18 protein-coding genes are annotated in these 26,255 nt (G+C 71.2%); 14 read left to right on the top strand and 4 right to left on the bottom strand.

The genetic code is table 11. The features are described 5' to 3' along the window. Positions 1-73 precede the first annotated feature (73 nt). Together OG624_RS29600 and hflX are read left to right on the top strand one after the other, a co-directional pair. A complete protein-coding gene (locus OG624_RS29600) occupies positions 74-1,555 on the top strand; it encodes a M1 family metallopeptidase (RefSeq protein ID WP_033217418.1) in 1,482 nt (493 codons plus the stop codon). A gap of 182 nt (positions 1,556-1,737) precedes the next feature. Next, positions 1,738-3,243: a GTPase HflX gene (gene hflX / locus OG624_RS29605; RefSeq protein ID WP_371639984.1), complete on the top strand. Its 1,506-nt coding sequence runs from the start codon at positions 1,738-1,740 to the stop codon at positions 3,241-3,243. 103 nt (positions 3,244-3,346) lie between these two features. On the opposite strand, the gene OG624_RS29610 is transcribed toward hflX, so the two are convergent. Continuing rightward, entirely contained in the window at positions 3,347-4,516 is a 1,170-nt protein-coding gene (locus OG624_RS29610) for a trypsin-like serine peptidase (RefSeq protein WP_033217421.1), read from the bottom strand. Positions 4,517-4,705: 189 nt separating this feature from the next. On the opposite strand from OG624_RS29610, the gene OG624_RS29615 reads away from it, so the two are divergent. The 5 genes from OG624_RS29615 (at position 4,706) to OG624_RS29635 (ending at position 13,210) form a co-directional block, all read left to right on the top strand. Next, positions 4,706-6,181, top strand: a complete 1,476-nt coding sequence (locus OG624_RS29615) for a diaminobutyrate--2-oxoglutarate transaminase family protein (protein ID WP_371639985.1) — start codon at positions 4,706-4,708, stop codon at positions 6,179-6,181. Positions 6,182-6,202: 21 nt separating this feature from the next. Continuing rightward, the gene (locus tag OG624_RS29620; protein ID WP_371639986.1) at positions 6,203-8,458 is read left to right on the top strand and encodes an IucA/IucC family protein; all 2,256 of its coding nucleotides are present in this window, start codon (positions 6,203-6,205) and stop codon (positions 8,456-8,458) included. 32 nt (positions 8,459-8,490) lie between these two features. Continuing rightward, entirely contained in the window at positions 8,491-9,204 is a 714-nt protein-coding gene (locus tag OG624_RS29625; protein WP_371588549.1) for a GNAT family N-acetyltransferase, read from the top strand. Between the two features lie 99 nt (positions 9,205-9,303). After that, positions 9,304-11,187 (top strand): IucA/IucC family protein, encoded by a 1,884-nt coding sequence (locus OG624_RS29630; RefSeq protein WP_371639987.1) that lies wholly within the window; start codon positions 9,304-9,306, stop codon positions 11,185-11,187. 52 nt (positions 11,188-11,239) lie between these two features. Beyond that, positions 11,240-13,210, top strand: coding sequence for an ATP-dependent DNA helicase (locus OG624_RS29635; RefSeq protein ID WP_033217429.1), 1,971 nt, complete (start codon positions 11,240-11,242; stop codon positions 13,208-13,210). A gap of 155 nt (positions 13,211-13,365) precedes the next feature. Here the strand turns inward: OG624_RS29635 and lexA are convergent, their stop codons facing one another. Continuing rightward, the gene (gene lexA, locus OG624_RS29640; RefSeq protein ID WP_030713361.1) at positions 13,366-14,160 is read right to left on the bottom strand and encodes a transcriptional repressor LexA; all 795 of its coding nucleotides are present in this window, start codon (positions 14,158-14,160) and stop codon (positions 13,366-13,368) included. Between the two features lie 469 nt (positions 14,161-14,629). Between lexA and nrdR the strand changes: the two genes are divergently transcribed. Next, positions 14,630-15,142, top strand: a complete 513-nt coding sequence (nrdR, locus tag OG624_RS29645) for a transcriptional regulator NrdR (RefSeq protein WP_030713347.1) — start codon at positions 14,630-14,632, stop codon at positions 15,140-15,142. 144 nt (positions 15,143-15,286) lie between these two features. Next, on the top strand, positions 15,287-18,175 hold the full coding sequence (locus OG624_RS29650) for a vitamin B12-dependent ribonucleotide reductase (RefSeq protein ID WP_161293082.1): 2,889 nt from the start codon (positions 15,287-15,289) through the stop codon (positions 18,173-18,175). 153 nt (positions 18,176-18,328) lie between these two features. On the opposite strand, the gene OG624_RS29655 is transcribed toward OG624_RS29650, so the two are convergent. Further along, positions 18,329-19,288: a DUF1152 domain-containing protein gene (locus OG624_RS29655; protein ID WP_033217842.1), complete on the bottom strand. Its 960-nt coding sequence runs from the start codon at positions 19,286-19,288 to the stop codon at positions 18,329-18,331. A gap of 95 nt (positions 19,289-19,383) precedes the next feature. On the opposite strand from OG624_RS29655, the gene OG624_RS29660 reads away from it, so the two are divergent. From OG624_RS29660 to OG624_RS29680, 5 genes are all read left to right on the top strand, one after another. Next, positions 19,384-20,223 (top strand): arylamine N-acetyltransferase family protein, encoded by an 840-nt coding sequence (locus OG624_RS29660; protein ID WP_371639988.1) that lies wholly within the window; start codon positions 19,384-19,386, stop codon positions 20,221-20,223. A 32-nt stretch (positions 20,224-20,255) separates the two neighbouring features. Beyond that, positions 20,256-20,861: a YdbC family protein gene (locus tag OG624_RS29665; RefSeq protein WP_030713338.1), complete on the top strand. Its 606-nt coding sequence runs from the start codon at positions 20,256-20,258 to the stop codon at positions 20,859-20,861. 74 nt (positions 20,862-20,935) lie between these two features. After that, positions 20,936-21,595 (top strand): histidine phosphatase family protein, encoded by a 660-nt coding sequence (locus OG624_RS29670; RefSeq protein ID WP_033217435.1) that lies wholly within the window; start codon positions 20,936-20,938, stop codon positions 21,593-21,595. Positions 21,596-21,606: 11 nt separating this feature from the next. Then, positions 21,607-22,524 carry an ADP-ribosylglycohydrolase family protein gene (locus tag OG624_RS29675; protein ID WP_371639989.1) on the top strand — a complete coding sequence of 306 codons (918 nt, stop codon included), beginning with the start codon at positions 21,607-21,609 and terminating at the stop codon, positions 22,522-22,524. A gap of 233 nt (positions 22,525-22,757) precedes the next feature. Further along, positions 22,758-24,467 carry a DUF4153 domain-containing protein gene (locus tag OG624_RS29680; RefSeq protein ID WP_371639990.1) on the top strand — a complete coding sequence of 570 codons (1,710 nt, stop codon included), beginning with the start codon at positions 22,758-22,760 and terminating at the stop codon, positions 24,465-24,467. Between the two features lie 96 nt (positions 24,468-24,563). Here OG624_RS29680 and OG624_RS29685 read toward each other — a convergent pair whose 3' ends face one another. Next, complete coding sequence (locus tag OG624_RS29685; protein ID WP_371639991.1) at positions 24,564-26,117, bottom strand: MFS transporter; 1,554 nt, start codon at positions 26,115-26,117, stop codon at positions 24,564-24,566. Positions 26,118-26,255 lie beyond the last annotated feature (138 nt).

Here is a 26,255-nt window from a genome sequence, read left to right on the forward strand (position 1 = left end):
GGACGGCCTCGTTCGGGTGGACCCGTCGCGCGCCGTTCGCGACCGTGGCGCGGGCGCTGGTAAGCGGTGGTGGATGCAGCTCTCCTCCCCGCGCCTGCGCGCCGCCCTGCTCGCCGCGGCCTCCCTCACCCTCGTCGCCGCCGTCCTGCCCCCGCCGACGCCCCTGGGCATCGGCGACCGGCTCTTCCCGGAGCTCGGGAACCCCGGGTACGACGTGCTCTCGTACGACCTGTCCTTCGCTTACAAGGACAACCTGACCCCGCTCGACGCGGTCACCGTCATCGACGCCCGCGCCCTGGACAGGTTGGAGCGCATCAACCTGGACTTCACCCACGGCAAGGTGGCGTCCGCCGAGGTCAACGGGGAGCCGGCGCGGTTCGAGAGCGTCGGGGAGGACCTCGTGCTCACGCCCGCGCACCCGGTGGCGGAGCGCATGCCCCTGCGCATCACCATCCGGCACACCAGCGACCCGCGGGGCCGCGGGGACGGTGGCTGGGTGCCCACGGCGGACGGCCTGGCCATGGCCAACCAGGCGGACGCCGCCCACCGCGTCTTCCCCTGCAACGACCACCCCGCCGACAAGGCGATCTTCACCTTCCGGATCACCGCCCCGACCGGGCTCACGGCCGTCGCCAACGGGGAGTCGGTGGCCCCGGCCGTGCGGCTCGGTCCCACGACGACCTGGACGTACCGGACCCGGCACCCGATGGCCACCGAGCTGGCCCAGGTCTCGGTGGGCCGTTCCGCGGTCGTGCACGGCACAGGACCGCACGGGCTGCCGCTGCGCGACGTGGTGCCCGCTCAGGACAGGGAGCGCCTGGATCCCTGGCTGAAGAAGACCGCGGGCCACATCGAGTGGATGGAGGAGCGGGTCGGCCGCTACCCCTTCGAGAACTACGGGGTGCTGATCGCGCGGGCCACGACCGGATTCGAGCTGGAGACGCAGACCCTCTCGCTCTTCGAGAGCGCCCTGTTCGCGGGTGAGGGCTACCCCGACTGGTACGTCGAGTCCGTGATGGTCCACGAACTCGCCCACCAGTGGTTCGGCGACAGCGTCACCCCGCGCACCTGGTCCGACCTGTGGCTCAACGAGGGACACGCCACCTGGTACGAGGCCCTGTACGCGGACGGGCTCGGCAAGTACTCCCTGGAGCGGCGCATGCGCGAGGCGTACCAGCGCTCCGACCAGTGGCGGGCGGCGGGCGGCCCGCCGGCCGCCCCGAAGGCCGCCGCACCCGGAGAGAAGATCGGGCTGTTCCGGCCGGTGGTCTACGACGGGTCCGCGTTGATCCTCTACGCCCTGCGGCAGGAGATCGGCGCCGAGGCCTTCGACCGGATCGAGCGGCGCTGGGTCTCGGACAACCGCGACGGGATCGCGGGAACGGCCGACTTCGTACGCCTGGCCTCACAGGAGGCGGGCCGCGACCTGACGGCCTTCCTGAACCCCTGGCTGTACGGGACCACCACCCCGCCGATGCCGGGACACCCGGAGTGGAGCGGCAAGGCGGCCGCGGCACCCGGCAAGGCCGCCGCGACCCCGGCCAAGGCGTCCTGAGCCTCCCCCTTCCGCCGCATCCGGCAGGGCCGCGGCGGGCGGGAGCGCCGAATAAAGGGTGTGACCGGTGAGGAACGGGCATGTCACCATCGACGGGGCCGCGCGGGGAATCCCCCGGCGGTGTGACACGTTGGACGTGACAGTTAACGTGACACTGCTATTCGAATCGACGTAAGGATCCAATGACCTCCTCTTCTTCCCCTTCCCAGGACGCGCGGGACGCACAGGATGCGCGGGACCCGCAGAGCTTCACCGAGAGCCTTCGGGCCGATGCCCTGATGGAAGAGGACGTCGCCTGGAGCCACGAGATCGACGGAGACCGGGACGGCGAGCAGCTCGAACGCTCGGAGCGCGCGGCCCTGCGCCGCGTGGCCGGCCTCTCCACCGAACTCGAAGACGTCACCGAGGTCGAGTACCGGCAGCTGCGCCTGGAGCGTGTCGTGCTGGTCGGCGTCTGGACCTCCGGCACGGTGATCGAAGCGGAGAACTCCCTCGCGGAGCTCGCTGCCCTCGCCGAGACGGCGGGTGCCCTCGTACTCGACGGTGTGATCCAGCGCCGTGACAAGCCGGACCCGGCGACCTTCATCGGCTCGGGCAAGGCGCGTGAGCTGCGGGACATCGTCATGGAGAGCGGTGCCGACACCGTCGTGTGCGACGGCGAGCTCAGCCCCGGCCAGCTCATCGCCCTCGAGGACGTCGTCAAGGTGAAGGTGGTCGACCGGACCGCGCTGATCCTCGACATCTTCGCCCAGCACGCCAAGTCCCGAGAGGGCAAGGCGCAGGTCGCGCTCGCGCAGATGCAGTACATGCTGCCGCGACTGCGCGGCTGGGGTGCCTCCCTGTCCCGCCAGATGGGTGGCGGCGGCGGTGGCGGCATGGCCACCCGAGGTCCCGGTGAGACCAAGATCGAGACCGACCGGCGACGGATCCGCGAGAAGATGGCGAAGATGCGCCGGGAGATCGCGGAGATGAAGACCGGCCGTGACATCAAGCGGCAGGAACGGCGCCGCAACAAGGTGCCCTCGGTCGCCATCGCCGGTTACACCAACGCGGGCAAGTCCTCGCTGCTCAACCGCCTCACGGGCGCGGGCGTACTGGTGGAGAACGCGCTGTTCGCCACCCTCGACCCGACCGTGCGCCGGGCCGAGACGCCGAGCGGCCGGGTCTACACCCTGGCCGACACCGTCGGCTTCGTCCGGCACCTGCCCCACCACCTGGTCGAGGCCTTCCGCTCCACGATGGAGGAGGTCGGTGACTCCGACCTGATCCTGCACATCGTGGACGGTTCGCACCCGGCACCGGAGGAGCAGCTGGCGGCGGTGCGCGAGGTGATCCGCGAGGTCGGCGCGGTGAACGTGCCCGAGATCGTCGTGATCAACAAGGCCGACGCCGCGGATCCGCTGGTTCTGCAGCGGCTGCTGCGGATCGAGCGGCACTCCATCGCCGTCTCGGCGCGGACGGGCCTGGGCATCGAGGAACTCCTCGCGCTCATCGACTCCGAGCTGCCGCGGCCCGAGGTCGAGGTGGAGGCCATGGTGCCGTACACGCGCGGCTCGCTGGTCGCCAAGGCGCATGCCGAGGGCGAGGTGATCTCCGAGGAGCACACCCCGGACGGCACCCTGCTCAAGGCGCGGGTCCACCAGGAACTGGCGGCGGACCTGGCGCCGTACGCGCTCGCGAAGCGCTGAGCCGTGCCGGACCGCGTGTGACCGCGTGACGGTGTGACGGTGTGACGGCTGAGGCCCCCCTGCGGTGCAGGGGGGCCTCAGCCGTTCGGTCACGCCAGGGGGCCTACTTGAACTTGCGGCTGACGGCGTCGAAGATGCCCTTCGCCTCCGGGCCCAGCCGGGGTCCGGCCAGCCAGCCCGCCTTGGCCGGCCCGATCGAGGTGTTCGACACCAGCGCCGGCTTGCCGTCGGAGCCCGCCGAGACCCAGCCGCCACCGGAGGAACCGCCGGTCATGGTGCAGCCGATCCGGTACATCACCGGGTCGTTCGCGTTCAGGGAAAGCCGGCCCGGCCGGTCCGTGCACTGGAAGGCACGCTGGCCGTCGAACGGAGCCGCCGCCGGGTAGCCCGTCGCCGTGACGCTCCCGACCTTCGGTACGGCCTGCGCGTTGAACTCCACCGGGAGCGCGGAACCGACCGTCTCCTCCAGGGACTTGGTGCTGCCCTTCTCGGGCATCACGTGCAGCACGGCGAAGTCGTACGGGGCACCCGCGCCACCGGTCGGACCGCCGCCCGCGATCCACTGGTCCGAGGTCTGCGCCCAGTCGCTCCACCAGACGCCGAACGGGGCCACCTGGTCGCGGGGCGCGCCCTTGAGCTGCGCCGCCTGCTTGCCCGCGTTGTTGTAGGACGGGACGAAGGCGATGTTGCGGTACCAACCGCCGGCCTTGCCCGCGTGCACGCAGTGGCCCGCCGTCCAGACCATGTTCGACTTGCCGGGGTGGGCCGGGTCCTTGACCACGGTCGCCGAGCAGACCATCGAGCCCTCGGGGCCGTCGAAGAACACCTTGCCGGCCGCCGGAACGCTCGTGTGGTAGGGCGGGGTGGCCTGCTTCGCCGCCACCGGTGCCGGGACCGGGTCGCTGACGCCCTGGTCCTTGCCCGCGTCGGGGTCGACGGCCGGGCGCTGCGGCTGCTCGGCGTCACGCATGCGGTCCGGGTCCCACAGGCCCTCGATGACGGGGTTGATGTAGTCGCCCGCCTCGCGGAGCCAGTCCTCCCGCTTCCAGTTCTTCCACTCACCCCCCTTCCACTTCTCCAGGTCGATACCGTGCTCCTTGAGCTTGTCCTTGAGCTGGTCGGGGATCTTTATCCCGTCCTGGCTCGGCAGACTCGCCGCCACGGTCGGCTTGGCGTCGCCGCCGGCCTCCCCGTCGCCGGGGCCGCAGGCACCCGCGGTCAGCGCGAGCGTGGCCGCGCAGAGAATCGCGGTGACCGGTCGGTTCGATCGCATGTCGTTCGTCCCCCTGGGAGTTCGAGGAGTGGAGTGCAGGCCCCCACTATGCCGCTGTCGCACAGGACGACCTAGGCCGGGGCCGTGGTTCCTGGCGTTCTCCCCTTACGGGACAAGGATCTTGAGTCAACCCGTGATCCCTCGCCGTCACCGTCGTTGGTACGTACGGGGGATGGGGGAGCAGCGTTCATGTTCGAGACGCAATCCGGAAGAGCAATTCGTGCGGGAGGACCGACACTCGTGGCTGTCACCGAGCCGGCCGCGGCGGCGGCCGCGACAGAGATCCCGCCTCAAGTGCCGCAACAGGGAAGCCGGGGGGCGATTCAGGACGGATCGGATGATCCGGACGTACGAGGCGGAGCGGGCGGTGCCGTCGCCTCCGAGGGCATCCTGCGCAGGCAGGCACAGCGGGAGTCCGCCGCCCGGACGTACGCCCGCTCGCTGCCCGTCGTCCCGGTGCGGGCCCGTGGACTGACCATCGAGGGCGCCGACGGGCGGCGTTACCTCGACTGCCTCTCCGGCGCCGGTTCGCTCGCCCTCGGGCACAACCATCCGGTGGTGCTCGAAGCCATCCGGGGCGTGCTCGACTCCGGGGCCCCGCTGCACGTGCTGGACCTCGCGACCCCGGTCAAGGACGCCTTCACCACCGAGCTGTTCGCCAACCTGCCGCCCGCGCTGGCCGCCGACGCGCGCATCCAGTTCTGCGGGCCGGCCGGTACGGACGCCGTGGAGGCCGCCCTCAAACTGGTGCGCACCGCGACCGGACGCTCCGGGCTGCTCGCCTTCACCGGGGCCTACCACGGGATGACCGCCGGAGCCCTCGACGCCTCGGGAGGCGCCCCCGAGGTAAGGGTGACCCGGCTGCCCTACCCGCAGGACCTCCGCTGTCCGTTCGGCGTCGGCGGCCCCGAAGGCGCCGAACTCTCCGCGCGCTGGACGGAGAACCTGCTGGACGACCCGAAGGGCGGGGTGCCCGCCCCCGCCGCCATGATCGTCGAACCCGTGCAGGGTGAGGGCGGGGTGATCCCCGCCCCGGACGGCTGGCTGCGTCGGATGCGCGAGATCACCGCGGCGCGGGGGATCCCGCTGATCGCCGACGAGGTGCAGACGGGTGTCGGCCGGACCGGTGCCTTCTGGGGAGTCGACCACGCCGGAGTGGTGCCCGACGTGATGGTCCTCTCCAAGGCGATCGGCGGGAGCCTGCCGCTCGCGGTGATCGTGTACAGGGCCGACCTGGACGTGTGGGCCCCCGGCGCGCACGCGGGCACCTTCCGCGGCAACCAGCTCGCCATGGCCGCCGGTACCGCCACCCTCGCCTTCGTCCGCGAGAACCGGCTCGCCGAGCGCGCCGCCGCCCTGGGGGAGCGGATGCTGACGGCCCTGCAGGGCCTGGCCTGTGGCCATCCCTGTATCGGGGAGGTACGGGGCAGGGGCCTGATGATCGGTGTCGAACTCGTCGACCCCGACACCGGGGCCGCCGCACCGGCCCTCGCCGCCGCCGTCCGCCAGGAGTGCCTGGACCGCGGCCTCATCGTCGAGCTCGGCGGCCGCCACGGCGCCGTGGTCCGCCTCCTTCCCCCGCTGACCCTGACCGACGAGCAGGCCGCGGCGGTCCTCGACCGCCTGGCCGACGCCATCCCGGCCGCCGCCCGCCGCACCCACTGACCCGTACACCGAGGACCCGCGATGTCAGACCCGCACCAGTCGACCCCCGTCACGGAGACCCAGCCGCCGTCTCCCGACCGGCTCGCCCCGCCGCCGGGACCGGCCCAGGCGCAACCGGACCCCGAAGCCGCCGCCCCGGGGCGGCCGTCGTCGCCGTCCGGCACCACGGCGCCGTTGCGGGAAACCACGGAGCCGCAGGCGCCGACGCCCCTGCCCGGCGCACCCGAGCCGCTGGACCCGGCTCCGGCCGCAGGCGCGCCGGCCCGCCTGGTACCCGCCGAGGACGCGCCGACCCCGCCCCCGGCCGGCGCGCTGCCCCACCCGGACGGAACCACGGCCGAGCACCCGCGGCAGGACCCGGCGGGCGTATCCGACACACCGGACCAACTCCCCCCGCTCGCCGCCGCGCCCGCCATCACCGGGTCCGGGGCCGCCACCGCCGCCGAGGCGACGGCCACAGTGCCCCGGCAGAAGGACGGCACACCACCCCGGCCCCGCACCGGATGGACGAGCCCCCTCCGGCTGGAGCCGACCACACTGCCCGACCTTCTCAACCACCCCGACCCGGCCGTCGCCGCCGAGGCCGCGGCGGTGGAGAACCTGCTCCGCTGCTGGGTCCGCGAATCCGGTCTCGGCCGCCCCGACGGCCCCGCCGGAACTCCCTTGCGCATCCCCCTTCCCGCTTCCGGCACCGCCCTGCTCGTCCCTGTCCGCCACTGGTCCCACGCCGGCTGGCACCGATTCGGCGCGGTCCGCCTCGAAGGCACGACCGCCGCCGCGCCCTCCCTCGACGCCGTCACCATCGCCGCGCTCATCGCCCGTGAGGGCACGAGCGGTGGTCGGGGCGCCGCCGACCTCGTCGGCCGTGTCGCCGACTCGGTCCGCCGCACCGCCGAATTCATCGCCGACCGGCGCAGACGCCCCACCGCCCCGGCCCCCGTCGGCGGGGACCGCTTCCTCACCGCCGAACAGGCGCTCCTGCTCGGCCATCCCCTCCAGCCGGACCCGAAGAGCCGCGAAGGACTCTCCGAGGCCGAGGTACGCCGTTACTCACCCGAACTCCACGGCTCCTTCCCTCTGCACTGGTTCGCGGTCGAACCCGCCGCTCTCGCGAGCGAATCGGCCTGGACCGAGAGCGGCCGCCCCGTCTCCGCCCCGCAGCTCCTCGGCCGGCTCGCCCCCGGGCTCCCGTTGCCCCACGGCACCACCCCCCTTCCCCTGCACCCCTGGCAGGCCCGCGACCTGCTCCAGCGCCCCGCCGTCACCGCCCTCCGCGACGCGGGACTTCTGCACGACCTGGGCCCGCACGGCGAACCCTGGTACCCCACCTCCTCCGTCCGCACCGTCCACCGCCCGGGCGCCCCCGCGATGCTCAAGCTCTCCCTGGGCCTGCGCATCACCAACTCCCGCCGCGAGAACCTCCGCAAGGAACTCCACCGCGGCGTCGAGGTGCACCGGCTGCTCCGCACCGGCCTCGCCGAGCAGTGGCAGGCCTCCCACCCCGCCTTCGACATCGTCCGCGACCCCGCCTGGGTCGCCGTGGACGCCCCGGACGGAACCCCGGTCCCCGGACTCGACGCCCTGCTGCGCCACAACCCCTTCCGTTCGGGCGACGACCCCGTCTGCATCGCCGCACTCACCGCCCCCCGCCCGTGGCCCGGCCGGACCACGATGAGCTCGCGCCTCGCCGAACTCGTCACCGGCCTCGCCACCGCCACCGGCCACACCACGTCCGCCGTCGCCGCCGAGTGGTTCCTGCGCTACCTCGACCACGTGGTCCTGCCGGTCCTCGCCTTCGACGCACTCGCCGGTATCGCCCTCGAAGCCCACCAGCAGAACACCCTGGTGCTCCTCGACCCGGCCGGCTGGCCGATCGGCGGCCGCTACCGCGACAACCAGGGCTACTACTTCCGCGAATCCCGCCGCGCGGAACTGGAGCACCGGCTCCCCGGCATCGGAAGCGCCAGCGACACCTTCGTCTCCGACGCCGTCACCGACGAACGCTTCGCCTACTACCTCGGCATCAACAACGTGCTCGGCCTCATCGGCGCCTTCGGATCCCAGCGGCTCGCGGACGAACGCGTCCTCCTCGCCGCCTTCCGCCGCTTCCTCGCCAAGGCCGCGGGCCTCGGCCCGCTCCCCGCACGGCTGCTCGACTCGCCCACCCTGCGCTGCAAGGCGAATCTGCTCACCCGCCTGGGCGGCCTCGACGAGTTGGTCGGCCCCGTCGACACCCAGTCCGTCTACGTCACCATCACCAACCCCCTTCACGATTGACGCGTCGGCGCCGACGCGGAGAAGAGCCCCCGATGCCCTCCACCGACACCCCGGCCCCAGCTTCGGCCGCCGGACCCGCCCACGACCTCCACTCCGCCGCAAGGTTCGCCGAAGCCCCCGGCAGCACGCGCGAACAACGCCTCGACGTCGACCTGTTGCCCCTGCTCGCCGAGGCCGACCTGCTCGATTCCCCCGCCATCTGGGGCAGCGTCACCACACCCGCCGGAGCATTCCGCCTCGAACCCGTGCGGCCCGGCCGTGACCTGGAGCTCCTCACCGACTGGATGAACGACCCCGAAGTGGCCGCCTACTGGGAGCTCGCCGGCCCCGCCGAGATCACCGCCGCCCACCTACGGGCCCAGCTCGACGGCGACGGCAGCAGCATCCCCTGCCTCGGCTTCCTCGACGGCACACCGATGAGTTACTGGGAGATCTACCGGGCCGACCTCGACCCGCTCTCCAGGCACTACCCGGCACGCCCCCACGACACGGGTATCCACCTGCTCATCGGAGACGGCACGAACCGCGGCCGCGGACTGGGAACAGCTCTGCTGCGCGCCGTCGCCGACCTGGTCCTGGGCAACCGCCCCCGCTGCACACGCGTCGTCGCGGAACCGGACATCCGCAACACCCCCTCCGTATCGGCCTTCCTGAACTCCGGTTTCCGCTGCTCCGCGGAAATCGACCTTCCCGAGAAGCGGGCCGCCCTGATGATCCGGGAGCGGGTGCTGCGCAATCTCCTCTGAGTGCCGCCCCACAAACCCCGACCGACGTCGGCAGCTTCGCACCTCTCCCTTCGATAACTCTGCGTGACGAAGCAAAGTTCCCGACCTCCGAGGAGCCCCGTGCCGAACTTTTCCGCAGCCCCCGACACGGCCGAACCCGCCGTGCCCCCGTCGCCGCAGCACCCCCGCACACCACCCGAACTCAACCGCTCGACCTGGGACTTCGCCGCCCGTCGGCTGCTCGCCAAGATGCTCGGCGAATTCGCCTACGAGGAGATCATCCGGCCCGTCCCCGCACCGGCCGCCGCCGGCGACGCCTGGAACCTGGTCCTCGACGACGGCAGCAGCCTCGGCTTCCGCGCCCGCCGCCGCTCGTACGGCAGCTGGCACGTCACCCCGGACACGATCACCCTCACCCCGCCGGCGCCCACGCCGCCCTCACCGACCGTGCCCGGCGACCTCGGGAGCCCCACCGCCTTCGGGGACCCGTACGCCTTCCTCATCCGGGCCCGTACCCTCCTCGGCCTCGACGGGCCCACCCTCGGTCACCTCGTCCGCGAGCTCAGCGCCACCCTCACCGCCGACGCCCGGCTCGACCACACCGCACTCACCGCCGACGTCCTCGCCGACCTCGACTACGCCGCCCTCGAAGGTCACCAGACCGGGCACCCCTGGCTCGTCCCCAACAAGGGCCGCATCGGACTCTCCGCCTCCGACACCGCGGTCTGGGCCCCCGAGGCCCGCACCCGTCAGCGACTGCCCTGGCTCGCCGCCCACACCTCGCTCGCCGCCTACCGCGGGACCGCGGGTCTGGAGGACCCCGCCCGCCTCTACACCGCCGAGCTCGGACCCGTCACCCGGGCCACCTTCGACCGGTGCCTGCGCGACCGCGGCCTGGACCCGCTCCACTACCTCTACCTCCCCGTCCACCCCTGGCAGTGGGACGAGGTCGTCCTCCCCCTCTTCGCCCCGGCGCTCGCCTCCGGAGCCCTGGTACCGCTCCCCGCCGACCCCGACGTGCGACTCCCGCAGCAGTCCGTCCGCACCTTCCTCAACCTCAGCCGCCCCGACCGGCACAGCGTGAAACTCCCGCTCTCCGTCTTCAACACCATGGTCTGGCGCGGACTGCCGTCCGACCTCGCGCTCGCGGCCCCCGCCGTCACCGCCTGGATCCACTCCCTCCGTGACGGCGACCCCTTCCTCCGCGACGAGTGCCGGGTCGTCCTCCTCGGCGAGGTCGCCTCCGTCACCGTCCGCCACCCCGTCTACGACGAGCTCCCCGAGGTCCCGTACCAGTACAAGGAGCTCCTCGGCGCGATCTGGCGCGAACCCCTCACCGGCCTGCTGGCGCCCGGCGAGCGTGCCCGCACGCTCGCCTCCCTCCTCCACACCGATCCGCGCGGCCGGTCCTTCACCGCCGAACTCGTCGCCCGGTCCGGGCTGACCCCCACCGTCTGGCTGCAGCGCCTCTTCGCCGCCCTGCTGCCGCCGCTGCTCCACTTCCTCTACCGATACGGCACGGTCTTCTCCCCGCACGGCGAGAACACCATCGTGATCTTCGACGAGCACGACGTCCCCGTCCGGCTCGCGGTCAAGGACTTCGTGGACGACGTCAACATCACCGACGAACCGCTGCCCGAGCTGGAGGCCCTGCCCGACGAGGTCCGAGCGGTGCTGCTCACCGAGCCCGCCGACTACCTGCCCCAGTTCATCCACTCCGGGCTGTTCGTCGGTGTCTTCCGCTACCTCTCCGCCCTGTGCGAGGACGGCCTCGGCGTCCCCGAGATCGAGTTCTGGTCCCTCGTACGGGCGGAGATCCTGCGCCACCAGGCCCGCTTCCCGGAGCTCAAGGAGCGCTACGAGCTCTTCGACCTGCTCGGCGAACGCATCGGACGGCTCTGCCTGAACCGGAACCGACTGTACGAGGACGGTTACCGGGACCGGCCCGACCGCCCGCACGCCGTGCAGCACGGCACCGTACCCAACCCCCTGTACCGGCCATGATTGCTCGCCGGTGCGCCCACTGTCAGTGCGGCCCCGTAGGGTTGGCAGTGCTATGACGAAGCCCTCCCTCCCCGACCTGCTGCACGCCGCCGTCTCCGCCGTCGGCGGCACGGAGCGCCCCGGCCAGGTGGCCATGGCCGAAGCCGTCGCCGAAGCGATCGACGACAACTCCCACCGCCTGATCCAGGCGGGTACCGGCACCGGTAAGTCCCTCGGCTACCTGGTGCCGGCCCTCGCCCACGGCGAGCGCGTGGTCGTCGCCACGGCGACCCTCGCCCTCCAGCGGCAGCTCGTCGAGCGCGATCTGCCACGGACGGTGGAGGCACTGCACCCGCAGCTGCGCCGCCGCCCGCAGTTCGCCATGCTCAAGGGCCGGTCCAACTACCTCTGCCTGCACCGCCTGCACGAGGGCGCTCCGCAGGACGAGGAGGACGGCCTCTTTGACCAGTTCGAGGCGGCCGCGCCCACCAGCAAACTGGGCCAGGACCTGCTGCGCATGCGCGACTGGGCGGACGAGACCGAGACCGGGGATCGTGACGACCTGACCCCGGGCGTCTCGGACAAAGCCTGGTCGCAGATCTCCGTCTCCTCCCGCGAGTGCCTGGGCGCGACGAAGTGCGCGTACGGCGCCGAGTGCTTCGCGGAGGCCGCCCGTGAGCGCGCCAAGCTCGCGGACGTGGTCGTCACCAACCACGCCCTGCTCGCCATCGACGCCATCGAGGGCGCCCCCGTGCTGCCGCAGCACGAGGTGCTGATCGTGGACGAGGCCCACGAGCTGGTCTCCCGGGTGACCGGCGTCGCCACCGGCGAGCTCACCCCGGGCCAGGTCAACCGGGCCGTGAAGCGTGCCGCCAAGCTGGTCGACGAGAAGACCGCGGACGCCCTGCAGACCGCCTCCGAAACCTTCGAACGGGTCATGGAGCTGGCCCTCCCGGGCCGGCTGGAGCAGATCCCCGAGGATCTCGGCTACGCGCTGATGTCCCTGCGGGACTCCGCCCGCAATGTGATCTCGGCGATCGGGGCGACCCGGGACAAGTCCGTCCACGACGAGGACGCGGTACGCAAGCAGGCGCTCGCCGCCGTGGAGAGCATCCACGGGGTGGCGGAGCGGATCACCAACGGCTCCGAGTACGACGTCGTCTGGTACGAGCGCCACGACCGCTTCGGCGCCACCCTCCGGGTCGCTCCCCTGTCGGTGTCCGGCCTGTTGCGCGAGAAGCTGTTCGAGGACCGCTCCGTGGTCCTGACCTCCGCCACCCTCAAGCTGGGCGGTGACTTCAACGGCGTCGCGGCCTCTCTGGGCCTGTCCGCCGAGGGGGTCGAGGGCGACGACGTTCCCGTCTGGCGCGGCCTCGATGTCGGCTCGCCCTTCGACTACCCCAAGCAGGGCATCCTCTACGTCGCCAAGCACCTGGCCACGCCGGGCCGTGAGGGAACCCGCGGCGACATGATGGACGAGCTCGCCGAGCTGATCGAGGCGGCCGGTGGCCGCACCCTCGGTCTCTTCTCCTCCATGCGTGGCGCCAAGGCGGCCGCCGAGGAGCTGCGCGGCCGGCTCGACAACCCGATCCTGCTCCAGGGCGAGGAAACCCTCGGCGAGCTGATCAAGTCCTTCGCCGCCGATCCGAAGACCTGTTTGTTCGGGACGCTCTCGCTCTGGCAGGGCGTGGACGTGCCCGGCCCCAGCTGCCAGCTCGTGGTCATGGACCGGATCCCCTTCCCGCGCCCCGATGACCCGCTGATGAGCGCCCGACAGAAGTCGGTCGAGGAGCACGGCGGCAACGGCTTCATGGCCGTCGCGGCCACGCACGCCGCGCTGCTGATGGCGCAGGGCGCGGGCCGTCTCGTACGGGCCTCGGGCGACCGGGGTGTCGTCGCGGTCCTGGACCCGCGGCTGGCGACGGCCCGGTACGGGAGCTTCCTGCGGGCCACCCTGCCCGACTTCTGGTACACCACGGACCGCAATCAGGCCCGGCGCTCCCTGGCGGCGATCGATGCGACGGCCAAGGCCGACGGCAAGTAGTTCACAGATCGGCTGTTCCGCGGATCCAATGTTCCGGGGAACAGCCGGATCCGCCGGCCCGCCGGTCCCGTTTGCCGGCCCCACCGGTTCCGGGGCATGAACAACCCCCGGAACCGGCGCAGTGGGTCCCGGGGGCTGAATGGGGGCGGCGGGGGTCAGACCCGACGCAGTACCGCGACGACCTTGCCGAGGATGGTCGCCTCGTCGCCGGGAATCGGCTGGTAGGCGGCGTTGTGCGGGAGGAGCCAGACATGGCCGTCCTCGCGCTTGAAACGCTTGACCGTGGCTTCGCCGTCGAGCATCGCGGCGACGATGTCACCGTTCTCCGCGACCGGCTGGCGACGTACCGTGACCCAGTCGCCGTCGCAGATGGCGGCCTCGATCATCGAGTCGCCGACGACCTTCAGGACGAAGAGCTCGCCGTCGCCGACCAGCTGGCGGGGGAGCGGGAAGACGTCCTCGACCGACTCCTCGGCGAGGATCGGGCCGCCGGCCGCGATCCGGCCGACCAGGGGAACGTAGGAGGCGGCGGGCTTGCCGGTGGTGTCCGTGGGCTGCGAGCTCGGCTGGTCGGAGCCGCGTACCTCGTAGGCCCGCGGGCGGTGCGGGTCACGCCGCAGGAAGCCCTTGCGCTCCAAGGCCATCAGCTGGTGTGCGACCGACGAGGTGCTGGACAGGCCGACCGCCTGGCCGATCTCCCGCATCGACGGCGGGTAACCCCGACGCTGCACGGAGTCGCGAATGACCTCGATGACCCTCCGCTGCCGGTCCGTGAGCCCGGAGCTGTCGGCGCGGATGCCTGGAGGTCGACCTGGCAGAGAGCGTGCGGGGCGTACTACGGGCTCCGCATCCGGGTTCAGGTTTGCGTCGTTCATGGCATGCACCGGCTCAAGTCGGCTCTGGGAGCGGTTCTGGGCAGTGATGGCGGCACTGTCTGCGGTGGTGGTCACGTCGGCCCCTCTCGAAATGTTCTCCCTAGCTGGACAACGGTAGTAGCTTTCGAAAGGTTGCGCCAAACACACGTTCGAGTGAAAAATCGCAGATCGTCCAGCGTGGGCATTTCAAGAGGTGTATGGACGATCGGTTCGCCGAACGCCGGTTCGACTCGACATCCGCCGCTTACGGTACCCTTCCCGGTCGGATCGCCACCTTCCGGGCCTGTGCCCAGTGTGGCACCGCGAGGCCCCGTGTCCGCCCAACGAACACCGCGACACGCGGAGTCGCGCAAATCCGCCCCAACCCAAGATCTAGTGGTTGGATGAGCGCTGCCACCCAGAGGTTGTGGTCCTCGGGTCTTCCGAGGGGGCCGGCATCGCATATGCTGGTGGCTGCTCCACGAGCCCCCGACAGAGTCCGTTTCCGTCGTTGAGGGGCTCCATGGGGTGATTCGGTCGTGCCAAAAGGGAGGGTGAGGGAACCATGCACTGCCCCTTCTGCAGGCACCCCGACAGCCGCGTCGTCGACAGCCGCACCACGGACGACGGCACGTCGATCCGCAGGCGCCGTCAGTGCCCCGACTGCTCCCGTCGCTTCACGACGGTGGAGACGGCCTCGCTGATGGTGATCAAGCGCAGCGGGGTGACGGAACCCTTCAGCCGTACCAAGGTCATCTCCGGCGTGCGCAAGGCGTGCCAGGGGCGGCCGGTCACCGAGGACGCCCTCGCCAAGCTCGGCCAGCGGGTCGAGGAGGCGCTGCGCGCCACCGGGAGTGCCGAGCTGACCACCCACGACGTGGGTCTGGCCATACTCGGCCCGTTGCAGGAGCTCGACCTGGTCGCGTACCTGCGGTTCGCTTCCGTCTACAAAGCTTTCGACACCCTTGAAGACTTCGAGACCGCTATCGCGGAACTCCGCGTTCCGCGGTCTCATCCTGAAGAGTGCGAGCTCGGGAGGACCGCCCAGGTCCCCGTGCCCGCCTCCGCCGCCGACTGATCGGACCACCCGTGCCGCGGCGCTCACGCGTCGTGACACGGCCGCTCGGCCAGGCGAAGAGACGTAGATACAGAACACAGCACCGTGCCGCGGAATATCGATGGCACTTTAGGGCGTTTTTGCCCGCATATGGGAGGAAGCGGCATGACAGAGACGGCGAGCAGCTCGGCACGTGGTTCCCGCGCCAAGGGGACCAAGGCTGCCAAGGGCGGCCTGCGTATCGAGCGCATCCACACCACCCCGGGCGTGCACCCTTACGACGAGGTGAGCTGGGAACGCCGTGACGTCGTCATGACCAACTGGCGCGACGGCTCGGTCAACTTCGAGCAGCGTGGCGTGGAGTTCCCCGACTTCTGGTCGGTGAACGCGGTCAACATCGTCACCAGCAAGTACTTCCGCGGCGCCGTCGGCACCCCGCAGCGCGAGACCGGTCTCAAGCAGCTCATCGACCGGATCGTGAAGACGTACACGAAGGCCGGCGAGGACTTCGACTACTTCTCCTCGCCCGCCGACGCGGAGATCTTCGAGCACGAGCTGACCTACGCCCTGCTCCACCAGATCTTCAGCTTCAACTCCCCGGTGTGGTTCAACGTCGGTACGCCCCAGCCGCAGCAGGTCTCCGCCTGCTTCATCCTGGCCGTCGACGACTCCATGGAGTCGATCCTCGACTGGTACAAGGAAGAGGGCATGATCTTCAAGGGCGGCTCCGGCGCCGGCCTGAACCTCTCCCGCATCCGCTCCTCCAAGGAGCTCCTCTCCTCCGGCGGCAACGCCTCCGGCCCGGTCTCCTTCATGCGTGGCGCCGACGCGTCCGCAGGAACGATCAAGTCCGGTGGCGCCACCCGCCGCGCGGCCAAGATGGTCGTCCTGGACGTGGACCACCCGGACGTCGAGGCCTTCATCGAGACCAAGGTGAAGGAGGAGGAGAAGATCCGCGCCCTGCGCGACGCGGGCTTCGACATGGACCTGGGCGGCGACGACATCACGTCCGTCCAGTACCAGAACGCCAACAACTCCGTCCGCGTGAACGACGAGTTCATGACGGCGGTCGAGAACGGCACCCAGTTCGGCCTGCGGGCCCGGATGACCGGTGAGGTCATCGAGAAGGTCGACGCCAAGGCGCTCTTCCGCAAGCTCGCCGAGGCCGCGTGGGCCTGCGCCGACCCGGGCATCCAGTACGACGGTGTGATCAACAACTGGCACACCTGCCCCGAGTCCGGCCGCATCACCGCGTCCAACCCGTGCAGCGAGTACATGCACCTGGACAACACGTCCTGCAACCTCGCCTCGCTCAACCTGATGAAGTTCCTGAACGACGACGGCAAGGGCAACCAGTCCTTCGACGCCGAGCGCTTCGCCAAGGTCGTCGAGCTCGTCATCACCGCGATGGACATCTCCATCTGCTTCGCGGACTTCCCGACGCAGAAGATCGGCGACAACACCCGCGCCTTCCGCCAGCTGGGCATCGGCTACGCCAACCTCGGCGCCCTGCTGATGGCCACCGGGCACGCGTACGACTCCGACGGCGGCCGCACCCTCGCCGCGTCGATCACCTCGCTGATGACCGGTACCGCGTACAAGCGCTCCGCCGAGCTGGCCGCCATCGTCGGTCCGTACGACGGCTACGCCCGCAACGCCGAGTCCCACAAGCGCGTCATGAAGCAGCACGCCGACGCCAACGCCGTCGCGCCGCGCACCGAGGACCTGGACAACAGCATCTGGGCCGCGGCCACCGAGGCCTGGCAGGACGTGCTGCGCCTCGGCGAGAAGAACGGCTTCCGCAACTCCCAGGCCTCCGTCCTCGCGCCGACCGGCACCATCGGTCTCGCGATGTCCTGCGACACCACCGGTGTCGAGCCGGACCTGGCCCTGGTCAAGTTCAAGAAGCTCGTCGGCGGCGGCTCGATGCAGATCGTCAACGGCACCGTCCCGCAGGCCCTGCGCCGCCTGGGTTACCAGGAGGAGCAGATCGAGGCGATCGTCTCGCACATCGCCGAGCACGGTGTGGTCGTCGACGCCCCGGGCCTGAAGGCCGAGCACTACTCGGTGTTCGACTGCGCCATGGGCGAGCGCTCCATCTCCGCGATGGGCCACGTCCGCATGATGGCCGCGATCCAGCCGTGGATCTCCGGCGCGATCTCGAAGACGGTCAACATGCCGGAGACGGCGACCGTCGAGGAGATCGAGGAGATCTACTTCGAGGCGTGGAAGATGGGCGTCAAGGCGCTCGCGATCTACCGCGACAACTGCAAGGTCGGCCAGCCCCTCTCCGCGAAGAAGAAGGAGCAGGAGAAGGAAGAGGTCACCGCCAAGGCGGAGGAGACCATCCGCGCCACCGTCGAGAAGGTCATCGAGTACCGCCCCGTCCGCAAGCGTCTCCCCAAGGGCCGCCCGGGCATCACCACCTCCTTCACGGTCGGCGGCGCCGAGGGCTACATGACGGCGAACTCCTACCCGGACGACGGCCTGGGCGAGGTCTTCCTGAAGATGTCCAAGCAGGGCTCGACCCTCGCGGGCATGATGGACGCCTTCTCGATCGCCGTCTCGGTCGGTCTGCAGTACGGCGTTCCGCTCGAGACGTACGTCTCGAAGTTCACGAACATGCGCTTCGAGCCGGCCGGCATGACGGACGACCCGGACGTGCGGATGGCGCAGTCGATCGTCGACTACATCTTCCGCCGCCTGGCGCTGGACTTCCTGCCCTTCGAGACCCGCTCGGCCCTCGGCATCCACACCGCCGAGGAGCGCCAGCGTCACCTGGACACCGGCTCCTACGAGCCGCTCGATGACGAGCTGGACACCGAGTCCCTGATGCAGGCGGCCCCGCTGGCCGCGGTCCCGTCGGCCCCGAAGCCGGTCATGACTCCCTCCGTCCCGTCCCCGAAGACGGCGCACAGCAGCGCGGAACTGGTCGAGATGCAGCTCGGCGTCTCCGCCGACGCCCCGCTCTGCTTCTCCTGCGGTACGAAGATGCAGCGTGCCGGCTCCTGCTACATCTGCGAGGGCTGCGGCTCGACGAGCGGCTGCAGCTGACCGTGATGCCCGCACGGGCATGAGATAGCTGTTCAGGTGGGGTGTTCGCGGTGACGCGGACACCCCATCCGGCGTTTCACCGACGCCGTGTTCGCACCGCGTCCACCTGCTGCTCGGTCTGTGACCGCGGGGAGGTGTGTGTGAGCGGGCGCGTCAGTGGGGGATGCGGCGGGAGGGGCGGGTGACCAGCTCCTCGCGGAACTCGGCGATCCGGGATTGGACCTGGCGTATCAGGTGGGTGTCCTCGATGCGGTCCAGGTAGAGGCAGCGCGCGGCCAGGCCCGGCAGGTCGAAGGCGAAGCACAGGGACATCAGCGGGTTCACGAAGAGCTCGCTGCCCCGCGTGCGGCTGGTGAACTGCACGTCGCCGAAGGAGCCCCGGACCGCCGCGGCGATCGAGCCGTTCACGATGCTGGGCCGGTCCGGCGTCCGGTCCTGGGCGTGGGCCACCGCGTCGAGGAAGAGCGCGCCCTCCCTGGTGGCGCGCGGTATGGAGAACGCGCCGAGGTAGGCGCCCGCGCGCTCCAGCGCCGCGATGTTCTCCAGCACCAGGCCGTGGCTGACCCCGTGGTACGCGTCCACGCCGAAGCCCACCGACACGACGAGACGTTCCGGTACGTCCTCCAGAGCGGCCAAGGCGGCCACGCTGGTGAGGTCCTCCTCGGGGGTTCCGAGGCCCGCCTCGTCACCCCGCATCAGGATGTCCGTGCCGCCGTCGACCAGGACGATCGCGTCGATGCGGTGGAGGTCGACCAGCTCGCGGTAGGCGGCGCGCAACGGCTGCACCCCGGTCTGCGGGAAGGCGTACACGGTGTCCGGGTAGCCGTGGATCGCCAGCCACTGGGCCAGGGTCCGCTCGGGGAAGTAGGACAGGTGCGGTGCGGAGTCGGGGGTGACGGCGGCGAGGTCGGGAGCCACCCACGCCTCGGTGGGCAGTCCGGCGAGCGTGCTGAAGGAGAGGTTCGCCAGCTGGACCCGCTTGCCCTGGTGCATGAGGGACAGGGCGACGGGGAGGCCGGCGTAGATGTCGAATCCGCCACCCGCACCCGTGACCAGAATGCTTTCGGCGTCGGCGAGGCGGTCGAAGAGCGGGTTGGAGTGCAGTGCCGTCATGGTGATCATTGTGCGGGGCGCGCATGACCGCGCGCCTGCGGATTTCACGGCAGTGCGACGGCCGACGAGGCGGGGGAACGGGGAGATGGTCAGTCATGTGGAGCGGTGACGAGCTGGACCTGGACGCGTATCTGGAGCGGATCGGATATCAGGAGGAACGGGAGGCGTCCGGGGAACTCCGGCCCGACCTCCGCACGTTGTACGCAGTGCACCGCGCTCACACCGCCGCCATCACCTTCGAGAGTCTGGACGTCCTGCTCGGCCGCCCCGTCGCGCTGGACCTCAAGGCGATCGAGGGCAAGCTCGTGCACGCCCGCCGCGGAGGCTACTGCTACGAGCAGAACTCGCTGCTGGCCGCCGCCCTGGAGCGGATCGGGTTCGAGGTCTCCGGACGCGGTGCCCGGAACCGGACCCGCGGCGACTCCGTCCTCGCCGTGACGCACGCCGTCCTCGTCGTCACCGTCGCGGGTGAACCATGGCTGTGCGACGCGGGGTTCGGCTTCCAGGGACCTCGGGAACCGGTGCCGCTGGCGCGTCCGGGCACCGAGGTGCGGCAGGGCGAGTGGACGTACCGCGTCCGCGAGGAGGAGGGCGGCGTCCTCGTGCTGTGCCTGCTGCGTGGCGACACCTGGCGCGACCTGTACGCCTTCTCCCCGCAGCACTACCACCCGGTCGACTACGTCGTGCTCAACCACTACAGCTCCACCCACCCCACCTCCTCGTTCACCGGGCGGCTGATCGTCCAGCGACCGGGCGACGGCGTCCGCCAGGCGCTCGTCGGGCGGGAACTCACCCGACTGCACCCCGACGGCCGCATCGAGCAGGAGATCATCGGTCCGCACGAGCTGCTCGCCGCGCTCGACCGGGAGTTCGGGCTTCGGCTGCCCGATCGGGACGCGGCGGAACTGGTACGGATCGACCGCGCCGAGGACTGACCGGGGCCCCGCCTGGCCCGTACGATGGCGCCGTGCTGGTCAAGTGGATTCGCTGCACGGTGACGGACCGACGCGGGTTCGAGCGCGGGCAGCGAAAATGGGCGGGGCTGCCGGGCGAGCCGGGATTCCGGGGGCAGGGTGGCGGCTGGAGCCGGGGCCGGCAGGGGGTCGCGCATGTCTTCGCGTTCTGGGAGAGCCGGTCCTTCTACGACTCCTTCATGGCCCGTTCGCACGACCGGCTGGCCGCCTCCCAGAACGGCACCTACACCGATCTGCGGGTCACCCTCTTCGACCACCGCTTCGACGTGAAGACCGGCTTCGAGCCGCGCTTCACCGATGCCGACGTCGTGCGGGTCGCGCACACCCGGGTCAGGGAGGGGCGGGTCGACCACTTCGCCCTCATGCAGGAGAAGGTGTGGAATCCGGCGATGGCGGGCTCGCCCGGCATGATCCGGGGCCTCTTCGGGGAGGCTCCGGGTCGGGAGTTCCTGGTGCTCTCGATGTGGCACGCCGCCGCCGAGCACGGCAAGTACCGGCAGGAGCGGGTCGAGCGGCTCTCCCTGCGCGCCCAGATCCAGGCCGACGTCGAGGCCCTCACCGGCGATGTCGTCGACCTCGAACCCTCCTGGACGGTATGACCGTACGATGACCGCCGCCGTCCGCTCGGCGTGCCCGATCGGCGGGCCACCCGGGGGACGAATAGGGTTATGGGATGGTTCGACCACGGCGCATCGTCCTTGTCCGACACGGGGAATCGGAGGGGAACGCCGACGACTCCGTGTACGAGCGGGAGCCCGACCACGCACTGCGGCTGACCCCCACCGGACGCGAGCAGGCAGCGACGGCCGGCGTCCGGCTGCGCGAGCTCTTCGGCGCCGAGACGATCAGCGCGTACGTCTCCCCGTACCGCCGTACCCTGCAGAGCTTCCGTGAGCTCCGGCTGGACCCGACCCGGGTGCGGATGCGCGAGGAGCCGCGCCTGCGCGAGCAGGACTGGGGGAACTGGCAGGACCGGAACGACGTACGACTGCAGAAGGCGTACCGGGACGCGTACGGGCACTTCTTCTACCGGTTCGCGCAGGGCGAGTCGGGGGCCGACGTGTACGACAGGGTCGGGTCCTTTCTGGAAAGCCTCTACCGCAGCTTCGAGGCCCCCGACCACCCCCAGAACGTGCTGCTGGTGACGCACGGGCTGACGATGCGACTGTTCTGCATGCGCTGGTTCCACTGGTCCGTGGCCGAATTCGAGGCCCTGTCCAATCCGGGCAACGGCGAATTCCGGATGCTCCTGCTCGGACCGGACGGCCGGTACCGGATGGACCGCCCGTTTGAGCGGTGGACCACACCCGAGCCTTATGACCTGGACGGCTAGAGTGGCCCGCGATGACGCCTGATTCCACTCCCGAACGGCGCTACGCGCGCGCCATGGCCAGCCTCCGAGGGCTGGCGCTGGGTGACGCCCTCGGCTCCCAGTACTTCGTCCCCGTGAACTACCCACTGCTCAAGCGGCGCGAGCTGCCCACCGGCGCCGAGGCGTGGCAGTGGACCGACGACACCGAGATGGCCTGCTCGGTGGTGGCCGTGCTGGCCGAGCACGGGCGGATCGACCAGGACGCGCTCGCGAGTTCCTTCGCCCACCACCACGACTTCGACCGCGGCTACGGGCCGGCGGTGAACCGGATGCTGCGACTGGTGCGGGAAGGCGAGGACTGGCGCACGCTGGCCGCCGCACTCTTCAACGGGCAGGGCTCGTGGGGCAACGGCGCCGCCATGCGGATCGCACCGCTGGGCGCCTGGTACGCCGACGACCCGGAGCAGGCCACCCACCAGGCGGAGATCTCCGCCTACACCACCCACCAGCACCGCGAGGCCGTGTGCGGGGCGATGGCGGTCGCCGCGGCGGCAGCCATCGCCGCGAGCACCGACGCCCCGCCGAAGGCCTCCGACCTGCTGGACGGGGTGATCGCACTGGTGCCGCGCAGCGCGGTGGGCGCCGGGCTGCGACGTGCGCGGGACATGCTGGACTACGGCGACGCCACCACGGTCGCGGCGGTCCTGGGCTGCGGGCGGCGTACGAGCGCGCACGACACCGTGCCGTTCGCCCTGTGGTCGGCGGCGCGGGCGCTGGACGACTACGAGAAGGCGTTCTGGACCACCGCGCAGGTGGGCGGCGACGTCGACACGACCTGCGCGATCGTCGGCGGGGTGCTGGGCGCGCGCGGGGACGCCGCACTGCCCGCCGCATGGCTGGCGCGTACCGAGGCCCTGCCGGCCTGGCTGCCGGAGGTCGCGGTGGGCTGACGCGCCCGCGGCTCGATCGGAGAGGCCACCGGGGGAGTTGGCGGCGTAGGGGCGCCTCAGCCGCGTTCGCGAACTCACCTACGTCCGGCGCGCGTGAAATATCCCGCTCCGATTGTCACGGTCCTGCCACAGCACTCTTTTGATCCTGTTCAAAACCGCGTCCCACCGGCCTACCCTGTCCGCATCGCCGCCCCACCCTGAACTCCGGGGCGGCCGACAGGGGAGGGAACCTGATGTCAGAGAACACGGGCGGGGCGGACGTAGCCCGGACCGAGGGCGCGGCCGACGCACAGGCCACGGCCGGGGGTTCACCGGCGAAGCCGAACCCGGCCGGAGATCCGTCGGCGAGGCCGAACCAGGCCGACGGCAGACACACCGGCGCGGCCGGCCCGCCCCCGGGCGTGCAGTTCGGCGCGGCGCCCCCGAACCCCTGGCAGGTGCAGCAGCGTTCGACCCCGCCCTCCTGGGCCACACTGGTGCGACCCGCCGAGGCCGCCCCCATCCGGACCGCGACCCTCGTCGCCGTCCTCGCCTCCGGACTCGCCACCGCGCTGCTGCTCGGCGACGGCATGGGTCCGGGGCTGCTGCTCGCGGTGGTGCCCGCCGTCGTCGCGGCCTACGTCGCCGCCCGTGAGGCCCGGCGCGGTGCGCGTCCCTGGACCGTGGCCTGGGTGATCGGCTGTATAGCCCTGCTCGCGGTCCCGGCCCTGCGCGACTCCGCCTGGCCGGCCACGCTGGCGATCCTGTCCGCCGTCCTGCTGGGCGCGCTGGCCCTGCACGGCAGCCGTACCTGGCCCGGGGTCCTGCTCAGCCCGCTCGGGTTCCTCGACGCCGCCGTGTCCGGGGTCGCCTGGCTGCTGAAGGGCCTGCGCGCACGCGGCGGCGGCAACAAGGACCGCTGGCTGCCCATCGCCAAGGCGACCGTGGTGGCCGCGGTCCTGCTGCTGCTCTTCGGCGCGCTGTTCGCCTCCGCCGACGCCGCCTTCGCCGATCTGCTGGGCGACCTGATGCCCGACGTGTCCGTCGAGGACGGGCCCGTCCGCTTCATGCTCTTCCTCCTCGGCACGATCCTCGCGCTCGCCGCGGCCCGCACCGCCGCGGCCCCGCTGCGCTGGGACCGGATCAAGGTGGCTCCGGGCAAGCCGCGTTCCCGTGTCGAATGGGCCCTTCCGCTCGTCGTGCTCAACCTGCTCTTCGCCGGCTTCAACGCCGTACAGCTGGCCGTCCTGTTCGGCGGTTACGACAAGGTCCTCAAGAGCACCGACCTGACCTACGCCGAATACGCCCGGGAGGGCTTCTGGCAACTGCTCTGGGCCACCCTGCTCACCCTCGCCGTGATCGCGCTCGCCCTGCGCTGGGCCCCGCGCTCCGGAGCGGGCGACCGCCGCTTCGTCCGGATCGTCCTCGGGGTGCTGTGCGCGCTGACGCTGGTCGTCGTCGCCTCGGCGCTGCGCCGGATGGACCTCTACGTGGAGGCGTACGGGCTGACCAGGCTGCGTGTGTCGGTGGCCGCGATGGAGCTGTGGCTCGGGCTGGTCATCGTACTGATCATGGCGGCCGGGCTGTTCGGCGGACGCTGGCCGGCGCGCGCCTTCGCGGGCAGTGCGGCCGCGGCCGTTCTGGCCTTCGGCCTGCTCTCCCCGGACGGGATGGTCGCCGAGCGCAACGTGGCCCGCTTCGAGGAGGACGCGAAGATCGACCTCTCCTACTTCCAGTCCCTGTCGGCGGACGCCGTTCCCGGCCTGGACCGGCTGCCCGAGCCGCAGCGGTCCTGCGCCCTGCGCGGGATCAACGACGAGCTGGCCGAGGCCGGGGACGTCCCCTGGTATGCGATGAGCTGGGGCGAGTACCGGGCCCGGCAGATCCTGCGCGACCGTCCGGTGACCGCCTCGTACGAGGTCTGCTCGCGCCTGGGCGCCTTCGGCAGCCGCGTCGAGTACTAGGTCCCGCACCGCGCAGGATCCGGGAGGGCGTGTACGGGGCCGGGCGCGGGGATCGTTCCCCCGCGCCCGGCCCCGGCTCCGTACGGACAGGCCGGCTCAGGCGGCCGGACCGGCCTTCGCGGCGGCTCCGGCCAGGGCCTCCAGGTCGCTCTTGCGCACCCGGATCACCAGCAGCGCGGTGGCCAGGGCCAGGCCCGCCATGGCGACGGCGGCGTAGAACGCGGTGGAGATGCCGTGGGTGAGTACCAGGTCACCCCAGGGGTCGGGCAGGAAACCGGTCTCCTTGAAGGCGGCGATCTGTTGGGGGTCCGCCTGGGCCATGAAGGACGGGACCTGCTTCGTGGCCTCGTCGCGACTGGCCGTGCCGAAGACGGTGACCAGGATGGACAGGCCGAGCGAGCCGCCGACCTGCTGGCTGGCGTTGAGCAGCCCGGAGGCCGCGCCCGCCTCCTTCTGGGCCACGCCGGAGACGGCGGTGAGGGTGAGGGTCACGAAGTTGAGGCCCATGCCGAAGCCGAACAGCAGCATCGGGCCGAGCACTCCGGAGACGTAGGAGCTGTCGGTCCGGATGAAGGTCAGCCAGGCCAGCCCGGTTCCGGTGAGCGCGGACCCGGCGACCATGAAGGGCTTGGGCCCGAAGCGCGGCAGGAAGCGCTGCGAGAGGCCGGCGGCGGTGATGATGGCGACCGTCACCGGCAGGAAGCCGAGGCCGGACCGGATCGGCGAGAACCCCAGCACGTTCTGCACGAACTGGACGATGAAGAAGAACATGCCGAACATCGCGGCGGCGAGGCCGAGCATGATCACGTAGGTGCCGGTGCGATTGCGGTCGGCGAACATGCGCAGCGGGATGATCGGCTCGCGGGCCTGTGACTCGATGATGACGAAGAGCGCCAGCAGGACGAGGGCCGCGGCGAACGAGCCGAGGGTGATCGCGTCGCGCCAGCCCTTCTCGGCCGCGCTGATGAATCCGTACACGAGGGAGGCCATGCCACCCGTGGAGGTGAGGGCCCCGGCGATGTCGAAGCGGCCGGGGTGGCGCTCGGACTCGGTGATGTAGAGCGGGGTCAGGACCGCGATCAGCACGCCGATCGGCACGTTGACGAAGAGGACCCAGCGCCAGTCGAGCCACTCGGTCAGCATGCCGCCGGCCAGGAGGCCGATCGCGCCGCCGCCCGCGGAGACGGCGGCGAACACCCCGAACGCCCGGTTCCGCTCGGGGCCTTCGGGGAAGGTCGTGGTGATCAGGGCGAGCGAGGTCGGCGAGGCGATCGCGCCGCCGACCCCCTGCAGCGCGCGGGCCGCGAGCAGCTGCCAGGGCTCCTGGGCGAAGCCGCCGAGGAGGGAGGCCAGCGTGAAGATCAGGATTCCGGCGAGGAACACGCGGCGCCGGCCCAGGATGTCGCCCGCCCTGCCGCCGAGGAGCAGCAGGCCGCCGAAGGTGAGGGTGTAGGCGCTGAGCACCCACGAGAGGTCGGTGGTGCTGAAGTCGAGGGCGCTCTGGATGTGCGGGAGCGCGATGTTCACGATCGTCGCGTCGAGGACGACCATGAGCTGGCACGCGGCGATGACGGCGAGCGCCACTCCGGGGCGCCCCTCCCGGCGTGCCGCGCCCGGTATCCGGGGTGTGGCGAGTTGAGAGCTTGTCACTGAGGATCCCCCCAAAGTGAAATAGTGAACGCATTCGTTCACTGCGGGTCCACGGTAGGAGCCGCGCCTTAGTGAACGCAAGCGTTCACTAAGGCTGAAAATACGTGCGTCGAACGCGCAAGCCGGTCGGAGGTGGGG

Source organism: Streptomyces virginiae (genome assembly GCF_041432505.1).
Classification (GTDB): domain Bacteria; phylum Actinomycetota; class Actinomycetes; order Streptomycetales; family Streptomycetaceae; genus Streptomyces; species Streptomyces virginiae_A.